The 14,438-nt window shown below is 69.2% G+C and carries 15 protein-coding genes; 7 read left to right on the forward strand and 8 right to left on the reverse strand.

Annotation, left to right across the window (positions count from 1 at the left end; all coding sequences use genetic code 11):
- Window positions 1–33 precede the first annotated feature (33 nt).
- Entirely contained in the window at window positions 34–1,443 is a 1,410-nt protein-coding gene (locus JAN5088_RS04135; protein ID WP_055681538.1) for a diguanylate cyclase, read from the reverse strand.
- 105 nt (window positions 1,444–1,548) lie between these two features.
- Between JAN5088_RS04135 and JAN5088_RS04140 the strand changes: the two genes are divergently transcribed.
- Window positions 1,549–1,824 carry a DUF3572 domain-containing protein gene (locus tag JAN5088_RS04140; RefSeq protein WP_055681539.1) on the forward strand — a complete coding sequence of 92 codons (276 nt, stop codon included), beginning with the start codon at window positions 1,549–1,551 and terminating at the stop codon, window positions 1,822–1,824.
- A 6-nt stretch (window positions 1,825–1,830) separates the two neighbouring features.
- Here JAN5088_RS04140 and JAN5088_RS04145 read toward each other — a convergent pair whose 3' ends face one another.
- A complete protein-coding gene (locus JAN5088_RS04145) occupies window positions 1,831–3,663 on the reverse strand; it encodes an extracellular solute-binding protein (RefSeq protein ID WP_055681540.1) in 1,833 nt (610 codons plus the stop codon).
- 361 nt (window positions 3,664–4,024) lie between these two features.
- Here JAN5088_RS04145 and JAN5088_RS04150 point away from each other — a divergent pair, with 361 nt between their 5' ends.
- From JAN5088_RS04150 to JAN5088_RS04170, 5 genes are all read left to right on the forward strand, one after another.
- The gene (locus JAN5088_RS04150; RefSeq protein ID WP_055681541.1) at window positions 4,025–4,798 is read left to right on the forward strand and encodes a 3-hydroxybutyrate dehydrogenase; all 774 of its coding nucleotides are present in this window, start codon (window positions 4,025–4,027) and stop codon (window positions 4,796–4,798) included.
- A gap of 7 nt (window positions 4,799–4,805) precedes the next feature.
- The gene (locus JAN5088_RS04155) at window positions 4,806–5,819 is read left to right on the forward strand and encodes a patatin-like phospholipase family protein (protein WP_055681684.1); all 1,014 of its coding nucleotides are present in this window, start codon (window positions 4,806–4,808) and stop codon (window positions 5,817–5,819) included.
- 67 nt (window positions 5,820–5,886) lie between these two features.
- A complete protein-coding gene (locus JAN5088_RS04160) occupies window positions 5,887–6,234 on the forward strand; it encodes a hypothetical protein (protein WP_055681542.1) in 348 nt (115 codons plus the stop codon).
- Window positions 6,231–6,608, forward strand: a complete 378-nt coding sequence (locus JAN5088_RS04165) for a hypothetical protein (RefSeq protein ID WP_055681543.1) — start codon at window positions 6,231–6,233, stop codon at window positions 6,606–6,608. The genes JAN5088_RS04160 and JAN5088_RS04165 overlap by 4 nt, the downstream gene beginning before the upstream one ends.
- Window positions 6,609–6,738: 130 nt before the next feature.
- Window positions 6,739–6,984 carry a hypothetical protein gene (locus tag JAN5088_RS04170; protein WP_055681544.1) on the forward strand — a complete coding sequence of 82 codons (246 nt, stop codon included), beginning with the start codon at window positions 6,739–6,741 and terminating at the stop codon, window positions 6,982–6,984.
- Window positions 6,985–6,990: 6 nt separating this feature from the next.
- Here the strand turns inward: JAN5088_RS04170 and JAN5088_RS04175 are convergent, their stop codons facing one another.
- Window positions 6,991–7,863 carry an NAD(P)-dependent oxidoreductase gene (locus JAN5088_RS04175; protein WP_055681545.1) on the reverse strand — a complete coding sequence of 291 codons (873 nt, stop codon included), beginning with the start codon at window positions 7,861–7,863 and terminating at the stop codon, window positions 6,991–6,993.
- Window positions 7,864–7,936: 73 nt separating this feature from the next.
- Between JAN5088_RS04175 and JAN5088_RS04180 the strand changes: the two genes are divergently transcribed.
- A complete protein-coding gene (locus JAN5088_RS04180) occupies window positions 7,937–10,393 on the forward strand; it encodes a penicillin acylase family protein (RefSeq protein WP_055681546.1) in 2,457 nt (818 codons plus the stop codon).
- On the opposite strand, the gene JAN5088_RS04185 is transcribed toward JAN5088_RS04180, so the two are convergent.
- The 5 genes from JAN5088_RS04185 to JAN5088_RS04200 all read right to left on the reverse strand — a co-directional run bounded on the left by JAN5088_RS04185 (window position 10,390) and on the right by JAN5088_RS04200 (window position 14,422).
- The gene (locus tag JAN5088_RS04185; RefSeq protein WP_055681547.1) at window positions 10,390–10,929 is read right to left on the reverse strand and encodes an RSP_2648 family PIN domain-containing protein; all 540 of its coding nucleotides are present in this window, start codon (window positions 10,927–10,929) and stop codon (window positions 10,390–10,392) included. The genes JAN5088_RS04180 and JAN5088_RS04185 overlap by 4 nt on opposite strands.
- Window positions 10,926–12,119 carry an RSP_2647 family RNA methyltransferase gene (locus JAN5088_RS04190; protein ID WP_055681548.1) on the reverse strand — a complete coding sequence of 398 codons (1,194 nt, stop codon included), beginning with the start codon at window positions 12,117–12,119 and terminating at the stop codon, window positions 10,926–10,928. The genes JAN5088_RS04185 and JAN5088_RS04190 overlap by 4 nt, the downstream gene beginning before the upstream one ends.
- A gap of 76 nt (window positions 12,120–12,195) precedes the next feature.
- Complete coding sequence (locus JAN5088_RS18840; RefSeq protein WP_158448465.1) at window positions 12,196–12,333, reverse strand: RSP_7527 family protein; 138 nt, start codon at window positions 12,331–12,333, stop codon at window positions 12,196–12,198.
- A gap of 124 nt (window positions 12,334–12,457) precedes the next feature.
- Entirely contained in the window at window positions 12,458–13,240 is a 783-nt protein-coding gene (locus JAN5088_RS04195; protein WP_082429807.1) for an HpcH/HpaI aldolase family protein, read from the reverse strand.
- Window positions 13,241–13,303: 63 nt separating this feature from the next.
- Window positions 13,304–14,422, reverse strand: a complete 1,119-nt coding sequence (locus tag JAN5088_RS04200) for a flagellar motor switch protein FliM (protein ID WP_158448466.1) — start codon at window positions 14,420–14,422, stop codon at window positions 13,304–13,306.
- Window positions 14,423–14,438: the final 16 nt, after the last annotated feature.

The raw sequence follows: 14,438 nt of genomic DNA on the forward strand, positions 1-14,438 counted from the left end.
TATGCGTCGGGATGTCGCCGGAACGCCGCGCTCTCAGGCCGACTCGGCCAGGCGGACCCGGTTGCGCCCGTCGTCCTTGGCGGAATAGAGCGCGCGGTCCACGCGGGCAAGAACCTCCGCTCCCGCGTCGTCGGCGTCGCGCAGCATCGCGGCCCCCAGCGACAACGTCACCGACAGTGTCCCGCCCCCCGGCAGCGGAACGGCCATGGCCTCCACCGCCGCGCGCAGCCGCTCGGCCACGGTGCGCACCTGCGCCAGGTCGGCATCGGGCAGGATGGCGAGGAACTCCTCGCCGCCGATGCGCGCCACCAGGTCCTCGGCCCGCAGGCTGTCGCGCAACACCTGTGCCACGCGCGCGAGGACGGCGTCGCCGACGGGATGGCCGTGGGTGTCGTTCACGCGCTTGAAATGGTCGATGTCCATCAGCAAAACGCCCGCCCGGATGCCCTGCGCCCGGCAGCGGGTGGCCACCATGTCAAGATGGTGCAGGCCATAGCGGCGGTTGTGCAGACCCGTCAGCGGATCGAACATCGCCATCTTAAGACCCGAGTCGATGGTGTCGCGCATCTTGTCGGCCCGCCGCTTGCGGGCAAGCTGGGTGCGGATCCGCATGGCGATCTCGGCCACCGGGAAGGGGTGATAGCTGACGTCGGCCGCGCCGAGATCCAGCGCGGTGGCCGCACGTTCGCTGTCGCCCTGCGGCAGCAGCACGATGAAAGCGGAATGGCGCGTCGCATTGCGCGAACGAAGCTCCGACATCAGGCGCAGGCCCTCGTTGCGGGTGCCCAGATCGGCGTCGATCAGGAACAGGTCGGGCGCGTTCGCCTCGGTCAGGGCCAGCGCCACGTCGCGGCCGATGATCGACACGGCTTCGCGGAACAGCGGGCGCAGGCGGTCGCGGTGGATCGGCAACCACTTGGCATCGGGCCCGCCGATCATCGCGATGCGCCCTTCGGCGAGGGCGGGATGGGCGGCGAAGGCGGCCTGCCCCACCGAATCGGACATGCCGGGAATGGCGTTGTGCGCCATTTCCAGCATCTCGCCGCCGCGGGCATGGAAGTCCCGCTCCTCCTCCCGCGTTCGCAGCAGGGACCGGACCCGCGCCAGCAGGGCCACTTCGTCCACGGGCTTCGACAGAAAATCGTCGGCGCCGGCCGACAGGCCCTCCATCCGCGCGTCGATGTCGTCGGAGGCAGTCACGAGGATCACGGGGATGGTGGCCGTCGCCGGGTCGGCGCGCAGCCGGCGACAGGCCTCGGCCCCCGTCATGCCGGGCATCATCATGTCCATGATGACGATGTCGATGCCCCCGCCGGCGGCGATCTCCAGCGCCTCGGCCCCGCTGGAGGCGGGCACGACGGCATAGCGCGCGGCTGACAGCTTGACCTTCATCACGATCCTGTTCGTGGCGACGTCATCGACAATGAGGATGCGGCCGGTCATGGCTGGGGTTCTCGCATGGATTCAGGACTTCGTCAGAAACATTATGATTGGATTAAAGTTAACAAAAGGTTTCCAACGTGGCGCGAATGCAACGGAGGGCAGCCGATGAAGCAGGATGACGCCGAGGTGATCGCGCTCAACGCGCTGGCCTGGATCGCCGGGGCCGACCTTCTGGACACCTTCCAGAGCAGCACGGGCGTCGACCGCGACACCATCCGGCAGGCGGCGCAGGACCCGGAGCTCCTGGGCGCCGTCCTCGACTTCGTGATGATGGACGACGATTGGGTGCAGGGCGTCTGCCGCGCGCAATCCCTGCGCCACGAGACGTTCCTCGCGGCCCGCGCCGCCCTGCCCGGCGGTCAGTCGCCGCACTGGACCTGACCCGCCTCAGTCCTCGATCCACCAGACGTCGGGCTGGAACCCGATGAAGTCGCCGTAGATCGGCAAACGGTCCGCGGGGTATTTCAGGTCGGCCCGATGCGCGATCCAGCTGACCGGGTTGTGCCAGACCGGGATGACATAGCGTCCCGCGGTCAACACCCGGTCGAGCGCCTTGACCGCGGCGGTGTAGTCCTCCTGGCTTTCGGCCGACAGCATGGCGTCGATCATCGCGCCGATGGCCGGATCGTCGGCCCCCATCCAGTTGCGGCTGCCCGGCTGGTCCACGCCATCGGGGCCCCAGTAGGCCAGCTGCTCGTTGCCGGGCGACAGCGACAGGCCGCGCGTGAACCAGGTCATGTCGAAGTCATAGGAATTCATGCGCTCGGTGTATTGCGCGCTGTCGATGGCCACGGCGCGCGCGTCGATGCCCAGCCGCTTCAACGCCTCGACGTAGATGTCCACGATCGTCTGCACTTCGGACGACCCGGTCTGCATCAGGATCTCGAAGGTGACGGGACCGGTGTCCCCCATCAGCACGCCGTTCTCGACGGTGTATCCGGCCTCGGCAAGCAGCTTCGCGGCCGTCCGAAGCCCGCGTCGGTTCGACAGCTTGCCGTCGCTTTCGGGCAGGGAATACCCCTCCAGCGTGCCGGGCAGCAGGTCCGCGGAAAGCGGCTCCAGCAACTCGGCCACCCGCCCCTCCGCGGGCCCATGGTCCATGGCCAGCGGCGAATTGGCGTAATAGCTGGTGATGCGTGGCTGGGCACCCGCGTTGACGACGTTGTTGACGTATTCGAAGTTGAACGCCTGGATCAGCGCCTCGCGCACGCGCCAGTCGTCGAAGAACGGCCGGCGTGTGTTCATCACCAGGCCCGTCATTCCCGTGGGCCGCTGATGCGGGATCTCGGACAGGACGACCTCACCCGACCGCACGGCCGGAAAATCGTAGTCGCGTGCCCAAGCGGTCGCGTTCGTCTCGCGCATGGACGACAGCTCGCCCGCCTTGAACGCCTCGAAATGGGCGGTGGCGTCGCCGAAGAATTCCATGCGGATGGTGTCGATCACGTTGGTTCCGCGCCGGAACGGCAGGTCCGCTCCCCAATAGTCCGGGTCGCGCTCCAGAACCACCGACCGTCCCGGATCGACATCCGTCACGACGTAGGGCGCGCTGGTGACGGGGATGTTCGACAGGCCCGACCGGAAGAACGCCGCCTCGTCATCCGCGTATTGCGCGGCCTTCATGATCGGGCGCAGGCCCAGCGTCATCAGAAGTTCCCGGTCCGGGGCGTGGATGGTGAACCGTATGCCGCGCTCTCCCACCGGCTCGACATCCTTCACCTTGGCGAAGGCGGGACGATAGCGGCCGTTGGCGCCCTGCTGCCCCAGGATGTTCCAGGACCAGATCACGTCGTCCACCGTGACCGGCGTGCCGTCCGAAAACCGCGCCTCTGGATTCAGGGTGAAGGTGATCTGCGTGTTGTCGTCGCTGACCTCCACGCTTTCCGCCAGCAGGCCATAGAGCGTGAAGGGTTCGTCATAGGCCCGACCCAACAGCGATTCATAGGCCAGGAAGCGCAGCTGCCAGGGAGTGTTTCCCTGCAGGATGTGGGGATTGAGGCTGTCGAAGGTGCCTACCTGCCCGTCCGAGAACGTGCCCCCCACCGGCGCGTCGGGGTTCGCCTGCGGCAGATGCTCGTAATCGGCAGGCAGTGCAGGCTCGCCGTAAAGCGCGATGCCATGGGTTGCGGCCGACACCGGAAGGGCGATTCCCGCCGTTGCCAGAACGGCCAAAATCACGACAGCGTGATGGCGAATTTGGGTGAAACGGTTGCTCATCATATTCCTGTCTGCCGGTAACATCCTGTTGATCTTGACGTTTATCCGAAACATTTCGCACCCGCCGCAAAAAGTTTCCCTTGGACTTTGTGGCATGAGGGTCTATAACAGGGGTACTGCTCGATAGGTTTCTTGCCTGTATGAAACCTGCCTCAATGACTTGACGCCCGCCTTGTGCGGGCGTTTTTTTTGGGGCAGATCGACGACTTCAATGTGTTTTCGATGTGCCTTTTCGGTAGCCCGCGCGCAAGTCCGTCGCGGCATCCGGGGACCGATTGGCCGGTCACCGCCGCCGAAGACGCTTTCCTTCGCGGGTCCGGGGGCTAAGGTGCGGCCGGACACGGAACATCGGGGAAAAGCCATCATGTCAGTCAAGGAAAAGACCGCCGTCATCACCGGATCGAACTCCGGCATCGGGCTCGGTATCGCGCACAGCCTCGCGCGCGGGGGCATGAACGTCGTCCTCAACTCCTTCACCGACCGCGAGGAGGATTATTCCCTGGCGGCCGACATGGCCCGCGAACACGGCGTCGATGTCCGCTACATCAAGGCGGACCTGTCGAACAGGGACGAGGCGCGCGCGCTGATCGAACAGGCCGGCACCTGCGACGTGCTCGTCAACAATGCAGGCATCCAGCATGTCGCCGCCATCGACGAGTTTCCGACCGACAAGTGGAACGCGATCATCGCGATCAACCTGACCTCCGCCTTCCATACCACCGCCGTGGCCCTGCCGATGATGCGCAAGGCGGAATGGGGCCGGGTCATCAACATCGCCTCGGCGCACGGCCTGACCGCGAGCCCCTACAAATCGGCCTATGTCGCCGCCAAGCACGGCATCGTCGGCCTGACCAAGGTCGTGGCGCTCGAGACGGCACAAGAACCCATTACCGCCAATGCCATCTGCCCCGGCTACGTCATGACCCCCATCGTTGAGGCGCAGATCCCCGACACGATGGAGAAATACGACATGGACCGGGAGACGGTGATCCGCGACGTCCTGCTCTCGCGCCAGCCATCCAAGGAATTCGCCACCACGGACCAGTTGGGAGGCACCGCGCTGTTCCTCTGCTCCGAACACGCCGAGCAGATCACCGGCACCACGATCAGTGTCGATGGCGGCTGGACGGCGCTGTGACGACCCGATGACACGCCACCGGATCAACCTGGCGCTTCAGGGCGGCGGCGCGCATGGCGCCTTCACCTGGGGCGCGCTCGACCGCATCCTCTCGGACGACCGGCTTGAAATCGCGGCCATCTCGGGCACCAGCGCGGGCGCGCTCAACGGGGCGGCGGTCAAATGCGGACTGGCTCGCGGATCGTCGGCCCTGGCGCGCGAGGCGCTGGAAGCGCTCTGGACCGACATCGGCGCCATCACGGACGAACGGCTGGATCCCTGGCTTCGGTCGTTCTCGCCCCTGGCCGTCAGCCAGTTCGTCGAGATGTCGCCCGGCTATACGTTCATCGACGGCTTCACCCGCGCGGTGTCCCCCTACATCACCGGGGGTATCGGCGAGAACGCTCTCGCGCGCATCGTGGACAGGATGGACATGGCGCTGATCTGTTCGCCCGACGGGCCCGACCTCCACGTCTGCGCGACCAATGTGCGGACCGGAAAGATCAAGCTGTTTACCCGCGATGCGATATCGGTCGCCTCCCTTCTCGCCTCCGCCTGCCTGCCCACGCTGTTCCCGGCGGTCGAAATCGACGGCGAACACTACTGGGATGGCGGATATACCGGCAATCCGGCGCTGTTTCCGCTGTTCGACCGGGCGTTGCCCCGCGACATCCTGATCGTGAACATCAACCCGCTGGAGCGTCCGGAGCTTCCGATCACCGCCCGCGATATCCAGAACCGCATCAACGAGATCAGCTTCAACACCTCGCTGTTCCGCGAGCTCCGCGCCATCGAGTTCGTCCAGCGCCTCGTGCGGAACGGCATCGTTCCCGAAGGCGCGATGAAGGACGTGCTGGTCCACATGATCTCGGACGACCCATTGATGCGGCAGCTTTCGGTCGCCACCAAATCCATCGCCAATCCCGTCGTGATGCATCAGCTTCGGCTTGCCGGCCACGCCGCCGCCGACACCTTCCTGGACCGCGATTTCGACCGGATCGGCACCAACTCGACCATCGACCTGGCCGAGATGTTCAACTGACGCGCCTGCCCGGCGGAACCCGCGCATCGCCGCCCGCGTTTTCCCCCGCAACCACCGGAGGACGGACATGAGCCGCAAGGATTTCGCCGAAGACTGGGTTCCCTACCGCGACGCGCTGCTGACGCGGTATCCGAAACTGACGGAAAAGGACCTGCAGGACGCCGACGGATCGTCCGCCGAACTGGCCCGCCTGATCGGCGCGCATCAGGGCATCACCGCAGGCGAGGCGCAGCAGGAACTGCACGAATTCCTGTCCGGTCCCATGCCTGCCGACGCCTACGCCGACCCCACGCACGACAATGCCGCGGTGATGGACAGCGGCGATTACGTCCCCGCGGGCGAGGATCCGCTGGCAGACGACCGCCGTTTCGGAGACGACAACGAGGTCGAGAACCCCGTGGGGCGCGACCGATGAGCCGCCGCATCGCCCGCAGGCTCGCCGCATTGGCGCTCGTTGCCGTTCCCATTGCCGGCTGCGCCGAGGCGCCCGCCCTCAACCTGACGGCCGGCCTGCCCGAAGGGCTGTGGTACGAGGCGCCGAACACCGTTCCCCCCGGCGATGGCCGGATGCGGATCGTCACGGCCGGCAGCGTCGCCGCCGCGCTGACCCCGAACCAGTGGTGGCATTATTCCCGCGCCTACGACCGTCACCTGGCGCAGCTGACGCTGCGCGGCCAGAACGTGATCGCCGCTCGGCCAACGGCGCAGCGTTACGCGATGGCGGACCTGATGCGGCGCTACCCCTCGCTCGCCGTGCCCGGTTTCGTGCTGGATCCGATCGAATACTGACCGTGGCGCGGCCGACCCCGCGCCACTGGCGGACAGGCAACAGACGACGATCCGGTCGCTCCCCGGCCGGGCCGTTGACTGCCACCTGCCCCGTGATAACGTCGCTTCGACCACAACCGAGGACGATGCGATGAAACGATCTCTCCTCATCCTGCCGCTGCTGGCGGCCTGCGCCCTGCCCACGGCGAACGGCCCCGTGCCGGACCCGCAGGCCTATGCCATCACCGATGCGCCGATCCCCTTTGCCGTCGGCCGGCTGCTGCCGCGCGGCATCACCGAACGCGACGTGCGCGTGGCCGAAAACTGCTACGGCTATGCCTATCAGGGGCAGATCTATCCGGTACTGATCCCCCGCGGGACGCAGTACTGCCTCTGACACCCCTCAGCCCAGGGCCTTCAGCCGCGCGATGAGGGCCGAGGTATCCCAGCGGGCGCCACCCATGGCCTGCACATCCTTGTAATACTGGTCGATCAGGGCCGTCCCCGGCAGGGGCGCGCCGATGTTCTCGGCCTCCGCCAGACAGATCGCCAGGTCCTTGCGCATCCAGTCCACCGCGAACCCGTGCTCGAACTCGCCGTCGAGCATGGTCTCGTGACGGTTGACCATCTGCCACGACCCGGCCGCGCCGCCCTGGATCACGTCGACCACCGCGCGCCCGTCCAGCCCGGCCTTTTGTGCGAACAGCAAGCCTTCGGACAGGCCCTGCACCAGGCCCGCGATGCAGATCTGGTTGACCATCTTCGTCAGTTGCCCCGCGCCCACCTCGCCCATGCGGCGCGACAGCTTGGCATAGGCCTCCATCACCGGCTCGGCCCGGTCGTAATCCTCCTGCGCGCCGCCGCACATGATGACGAGTTGCCCGTTCTCGGCCCCCGCCTGTCCGCCGCTGACCGGCGCGTCGACCCAGGCGATGCCCTTCTCCGCCGCCGCCTCCGCCAGCTCCCGCGTGACTTCGGCCGACACCGTGGTGTGATCGACGAACAGCGACCCCCGCGCCATTCCGGCGAAGGCCCCGTCCTCGCCCAGACAGACGGCCCGCAGGTCGTCGTCGTTACCCACGCAGGCCATCACGATGTCGCGACCCTCCGCCGCCGCGCGCGGGGTGTCGGCGGATGCGCCGCCGTTCGCCTCGACCCAGGCCTTCGCCTTGGCCCCGCTCCGGTTGTAGACGCAGACGTCGTGGCCCGCCTTGGCCAGATGCCCCGCCATCGGCGCACCCATCACACCCATCCCCAAAAACGCGACGTTCGCCATGACGACCTCCCTTTGCATCCAAGCTTCCCCGGGGTTAGAGCGGCCCCGGCCAACCGGGTCAACAGGGGGAAACATGGAGCGTCTGTTCCGCTGGACATTCCGCATCGTCGCGGGCGCGCTGATCCTGGCGGGTCTGGCGCTGGCCATGGTCTACTGGCTGGCGGGCCGCAGCCTGCCCGACTACGACGCCGCCGAGACGGTGGCGGGCTTGTCCGCGCCGGTCGAGATCGTCCGCAACACCCATGACGTCCCCCACATCTTCGGCCAGACCGACGCCGATGTCTTCTTCGGGCTGGGCTATGCCCATGCGCAGGACCGCCTCTGGCAGATGACGCTGCTGCGCCGCACAGCGCAGGGCAAGCTGTCGGAGCTGTTCGGCAGGCGCACCCTGCGGACCGACGAATTGATGCGCCGCCTCGGCCTCTACCGCGCCGCCACCGCATCCGTCACCGCACAGGATGCCGAGACGATGGAGATGCTGACCGCCTATGCCGCCGGCGTGAACGCCCGGATCGACGTCATCAACCGCGAGGCTTCGGGCCGCGGCGCGCCCGAGTTCTTCCTGTTCGAGCCCGAGATCGCCCCCTGGCAACCCGCCGACAGCATCGCCGTCGTCAAGCTCATGGCGCTGCAACTCTCCGGCCATGTGACCGAGGAAGTCCGCCGCGCCCGCGCCTCGCTGATCCTGCCCGACGAACGCCTGCGCGACCTGCACCCCGACATTCCGGGCGACGGCACCGTGGTTCTCGCGGGTGACCTGTTCCCGACGCTTTCGCCCACGCGCCATGCCTCCGCCGCGCCCCCCGCCCTCTGGCCCACCGCGCCCTCCGGCCTGTCGGGAGCGTCGAACGCCTTCGCCGTGGCGCCCGACCGCGCGGCGGCAGGCGGTGCGCTGCTGGCCAACGATCCGCACCTCGGGCTTCAGGCGCCGACGCTTTGGTACCTGGCGCGCCTCGACCTCGCGACCGGGGGCGCGATCGGGGCCACGATCCCCGGCATCCCCTTCATCCTCGCCGGCCGAACCGAACGCCTCGCCTGGGGTCTCACCTCCAGCTATCTCGACGACCAGGACGTGTTGATCGAGGAACTGAACCCCGACGACCCGACGCAATACCGCACCCCCGACGGCTGGGCCGCCTTCAAGACCGAACGCTCGATCCTTCGGATCAAGGACGCGCCCCCCGTCACCCTGACCCTGCGGCGCAGCGTGAATGGCCCCGTCCTGACCGGCAGCATGTTCGACCTCGGGACCGTCACGCCGCCAGGCCACGTCGCCGCCCTGTCGTGGACAGGTCTCTCGACCGAGGACACCTCGATGCGGACGGGGCTGGAGCTCATGCGCGCCGCCACGCTCGACGAGGGCCTCGCAGCCGCGCAGCACTTCATCGCGCCCAGCCAGAACCTGATGCTGACCGATGGCGACCGCATCGCCATGCAGATCATGGGGCGTCAGCCCGACCGCGACCCGCAGCACCAGTCCGAAGGCCGCATCCCCACCCCCGGCTGGATCCCCGCGAACCGCTGGAAGGGGACGAAACCCTTTGCCGACAATCCCGTCTGGGCCGACCCAGAAGGCGGCCTGCTGGGCAACACCAACAACAAGACCACGGACGCCCCCTTCCCCGACCACATCAGCCACTACTGGGGCGACAGTCAGCGCGTGCAGCGGATGCAGCGCCTGCTTCAGGCGCGCGACGTCCACACCCGCGAATCCATGATCGACGCGCAACTCGACACCGTTTCGACCGCCGCGCGCGCCCTGCTGCCGCTGGTGGGCCGCGACCTCTGGTTCACGGGCGAGGCCGCCCCCGCCGGCACGCCTGAGCGCCGTCGCCAGATCGCGCTGGAAATGCTCGCCGCCTGGAACGGCGAGATGTCCGAACACCTGCCCGAGCCGTTGATCTACGCCGCCTGGATGCGCGCCCTGCAACAGCGCCTGATCCGCGACGACCTCGGGCCTCTGGCCGACGACTACCCCCGGACCGAACCCCTGTTCATCGAACGCGTCTTCCGCGACACCGGTGGCGCCGCCGCCTGGTGCGATGTCATCCAGTCCACCCCGGTCGAGACCTGCACCGACGTCGCGCGCCAGTCCCTCGACGATGCGCTGCAGGATCTGGAGGAACGCTACGGTCCACGGGTCGAGGCGTGGCGATGGGGCGATGCGCACGAAACCCGCTCCGACCATCCGGTGCTGGGCGACATTCCGGGGCTGGGCCTCGTCGTCAACATCCGCCAGTCCACCTCGGGCGGCGACGACACGCTGCAACGCGGCCGCACGGCGGGCGACGGCCCCGACCCGTTCGCCAACGTCCACGCGGCGACCTATCGTGGCGTCTACGATTTCGCCGACCCCGAAAGCAGCGTCTTCATCACCTCGACCGGGCAATCGGGCCATCCGCTGTCGCGGCACTACGACGACCTGGGCGAACTCTGGCGGCGCGGCGAATACATCCCCATGACGCTCGACCCCGCGCTGGCCCGCGCCGGGGCCGTGGGGATCACCACGCTCCTGCCGGCCGCCGACTAGCTCGCCAGCGCCTTGCCCAGCCGCGGCAGCCGCGCGCGCTTCATCAGGGGGCGCAGCGGCTGATCCTCGCCCGACAGGCGCTCGGCCGTGGCGCGCACGCGCTCGACCACGGCGCCCACGGCCGCCGCGTCATGCAACCACAGGTCCATCAGGAAAGCGTCCGGGTTCGACAGCGCGATCCCCTCGGCCGCCACGTCCCGGCGCGGAAAGTCCCGCATGTTGAACGTCACCAGAACGTCCGCCCCCGCGTCCGACGCGGCGGCCAGCACATGAACGTCGTTCGGGTCGGGCAGGTACATCCGCGCCTCGGTCGCCTGCCCCGCCGCAACCTCCGACAGGGGATACGCCGTGCGCAGAACCGCGATCTCGCCCCGCGCCACCGCCTCGCCGCCCGGTATCTTCCGCGCCGCCCGTGCCCATTCCTCCAGCACGCGCGGCGACCAAACCGGACGGTACAATTCCGCGGCAGCGCAGCCGATCAGGACCTCGCGCAGGACGGTCGGGTAGAGAACGCAGGCATCGAGGAACGCCTTCAATCCAGAAGCCGGAACGTCAGCGCCTTGAGGTAGCCGCTCTCGGCCAGTTGCGGATGGACCGGGTGATCCGGCCCCGCAAACCCGGTATGGATCAGCTGCGCCTGCCGCCCCGCCCGCCCGATGCCGCGTACGCAGGAGGCGCGGAACTTCGGCAGGTCGGCCGCATGGCTGCACGAACACAGCGTCAGGTATCCCCCCGGCGCCACCAGCGGCACCGCCAGCCGCGCGACCCGTTCATAGGCGCGCAGTCCGGCGGTCAGCGCGGGCTTTGCGGGGGCGAAGGCAGGCGGATCGGCCACGACCACATCGAACCGCTCGCCCGCCTCGCCGAGGGCGGTCATCAGGTCGAAGGCATCGCCCCGGCGCGTGGCGTAATCACCGCTCCGTCCCATCAGCTCCGCGCCCCGCGCGGCCAGGTCCAGCGCCGGGGCGGAGCCGTCGACGGCCAGTGCCGTGGCCGCCCCGCCGGCCAGCGCGGCAAGCCCGAAGCCGCCCACATGGCTGAACACATCGAGTACCCGCGCCCCGCGCGCCAGCCCCGCGACGAAGGCGTGGTTCGGCCGTTGGTCGTAGAACAGCCCGGTCTTTTGCCCGCCCGTCAGGTCGGCCAGATAGGTCGCGCCGTTCATCGACACCTCGACCGGCGCCTCCAGTCCGCCGCGCAGCCATCGCGTCCCATCGCCGAGCCCCTCGGCCCCCCGCGCCCGCCCCGTTGCATTGAGCAGGACGTGCCGGATGCCCAACCCCTCCAGAGCGTCGGCGAAGTCCTCGGCCCGCGCGTCGGCCCAGGCCGCGTTGGGCTGCAGCACCGCCGCATCGCCGAAGCGGTCGATGACGACCCCCGGCAGGCCGTCCGCCTCCGCGTGGATCAGCCGGTGGAACGCCCCACCCGGCAGACGCGCACGATGGGCCGCCGCGGTGGCGATGCGCGCGGCGATCCAGGCACCGTCGATCGTGGCCTCCGGGTCCGCGTCCAGCACCCGCGCCGCGATGCGGGAGGCCATGTTGACGGTGACGGTTGCCAAGGCCGCGCGTTCGGCATCCTCCAGCACGGCGATGTCACCGGGGGCCAGGGCACGCGTGCGGCGGTCGGTCACCACGTCGTCGAGGTGAACCCAGGGGTATCCGTGGCGGATGCGGCGGGCGTCGGCCTTGGGGCGCAGACGGATGCGGGGGCGTTCGGTGTCCATGCGTCCGTCTATCGCTCCGCCCCGACATGCGAAAGGCCCCGCTGGGGGGCCTTGGGCATCACGGTCGCGCCGCGGTTCAGGCGGCGGCGTGGGCGGGTTTGCCGCTCCGCAGGCGGGCGAACATCGCGGACACGAGGCCGCGCAGATAGGCAGCGCGCATCGCGCGGGCCTTGAGTTCGAGGTTCACGAGATCGAGGTCGGTCGTCTGGGTCATGGTCTTGCTCCGGTCTGGTCCGGGGGATCGGCCCCCGAACGTCTTGACCTCCAGCTATGCCGCAGCGCGGCACTTTACCAATGCGCCTGCGGCAACACCCCCATGCGTGCGACGCAACTCCCCCTTAGGTCAGCGCCCTTATCCCCTCGCCCACGGCCCGCGCGCCCTGGATCATCCAGGCATGTTCGCTCGCGACAAAGAACATCGTGAATCCGTGGCCGCGCCATTTCCGCGCCGTCTCTACGTCAGGCACCCAGGTCACGAAGCACTTGCCCGCCCCTGCGCAAACCCTGCCGACGCCCTCCATCGCGGCAGGCAGATCGGGGTTGTCAAGCGAGCTGTGCCCGTAAGCCACGCTCAGGTCGGCGGGCCCGGTGAACAGTGCATCGATCCCCTCGACCGCGGCGATGGCCTCCGCCGCCTCAACCCCTTCCGGCTCCTCGATCTGCGCCAGCACGATCGTCTCGGCCCGGGACCGGGCCAGCAGGTCCGGCATGGTTGCGGCGGTATAGCCCGCCCAGCGGGTCGATCCGGCATAACCGCGTCCGCCGCGCCCGAAGCGGGCAGCGGCGGCGATGGCGCGTGCCTTTTCCACGCTGTCCACATGCGGCACGACGATGCCCGTGGCCCCCATGTCGAGGACGTCCAGCACGCGCGCCGGGCTGCCGTCGCCGATCCGCACCAGCACCGGAAAGTCCCGCGCCCGCGCCACCGCCATGCAGGCGTCCATGGCGGCCCGGTCGAAGGGCGCGTGCTCCGCGTCGATGCAGACGAAGTCGAGACCGCCCAGGATCAGGATCTCCAGCGTGATGTGGCTCGGCGTCTTCATGAAGGTGCCGGCCAGCAACTCGCCTGCCTGCATCCGCGCGCGCAGGCCCGTGGCCCCGCCGTCCGTCTCGGTGTCCATGCGATCCTCCCCCGTTGTCGCGCCAGAGGTTGCAGACGGCGCGGCCCGAGGCAAGGCCGCCCGTCAGGCGTGTTCCGGCAGGTCGGCCAGCTTGGCGGGGTCCGCCAGGTCGTCAAGCGTCGGCAGGTCCGGCAGGTCGCGCGTGGCCGGCACCCTCTCCGCCTTGCCGGGCGCGGCGGCGTCCGCTCCGCCCAGCCGGCCCGCGCCGAAGCCGTCGGCCACGCCCGCCTCCGCCGTCTCGCCCGGCAAGGCGGCGATCTTGACGGCCCGCGTGCCGTTCAACTGGCCCAGCCGTGCCGTCAGCGCCGCTCCGCGCGGCATCCGCTTGCGCCCCGCCATGGTCAGGCCCGATGCCCCGCCGTGCAGCGTGATCCGCGTCAGGGCCTGCGGGTCGAGGGGGATCAGATCGCCGACCTTCATGCCCAGAAGCCGCGACAGCGGGATCCGCATGGGCGGCAGCATCGCCTGCAACAGGACGGGCGAGTCCATCGCCGCCGTCCGCATCCCGCGCTTCCATTCCGCTTCCGGGTCGAGCGTCTTGCCCGCTTCCGGCACCGCGCCCCCGTCCACCGGCAGGACCAGCGACAGGCCCGCCTGCCGCGCGCCGTTGCCCAGGTCGATCGTCAGGTCCACGCGCAGGTAGTGCGGCGCCGTCAGGATGAGGGCCAGCGTATCGGGCCCCGCGACGAAGCTGCCGGGGCGCAACCCGCCGGGGCACGGCTCGCCGGTATCGACGGGCAGAAGGCGGCCCAATTGTTCCAGGATGGCGCGGGCGAAGGGCTGCGCCAGGGCGGCGTCGATGCGCGTGGGGCGGCGCGGCGGCCGGGCGGGGCCGTCCACGCGGCCGATGGTCTGCACCTCGACCAGCGCATCGACCAGTCCGGGGTCCAGCACGATCAGCCCGGTCAGGGCAGCCATCGTCTCGGGCGAATGGGCACGCACGGCCGCCGCATCCAGCCCCGGCGGGTCGAGCAGCAGGCACAGCACCTGCGCGTCGAACCCCGCGAAGGCCTCGGCCGCGGGCAGGCGTTTGGCCGTCCGCGCACCGGTGCCGAGCCCGAGGCCCGACATCGCATCGCCGACCCGCAGCGCCGCGGTCGACAGGGCACGCTCCAGCGCCGGTGCCTCGCCACGCGGCAGCGGCGGGACGGCGGCGTCACCGGCGGGGCGGGCCCCGGTCATCCGGCGGAGCGTTGAG

The sequence above is a fragment of the Jannaschia rubra genome, from assembly GCF_001403735.1.
Classification (GTDB): domain Bacteria; phylum Pseudomonadota; class Alphaproteobacteria; order Rhodobacterales; family Rhodobacteraceae; genus Jannaschia; species Jannaschia rubra.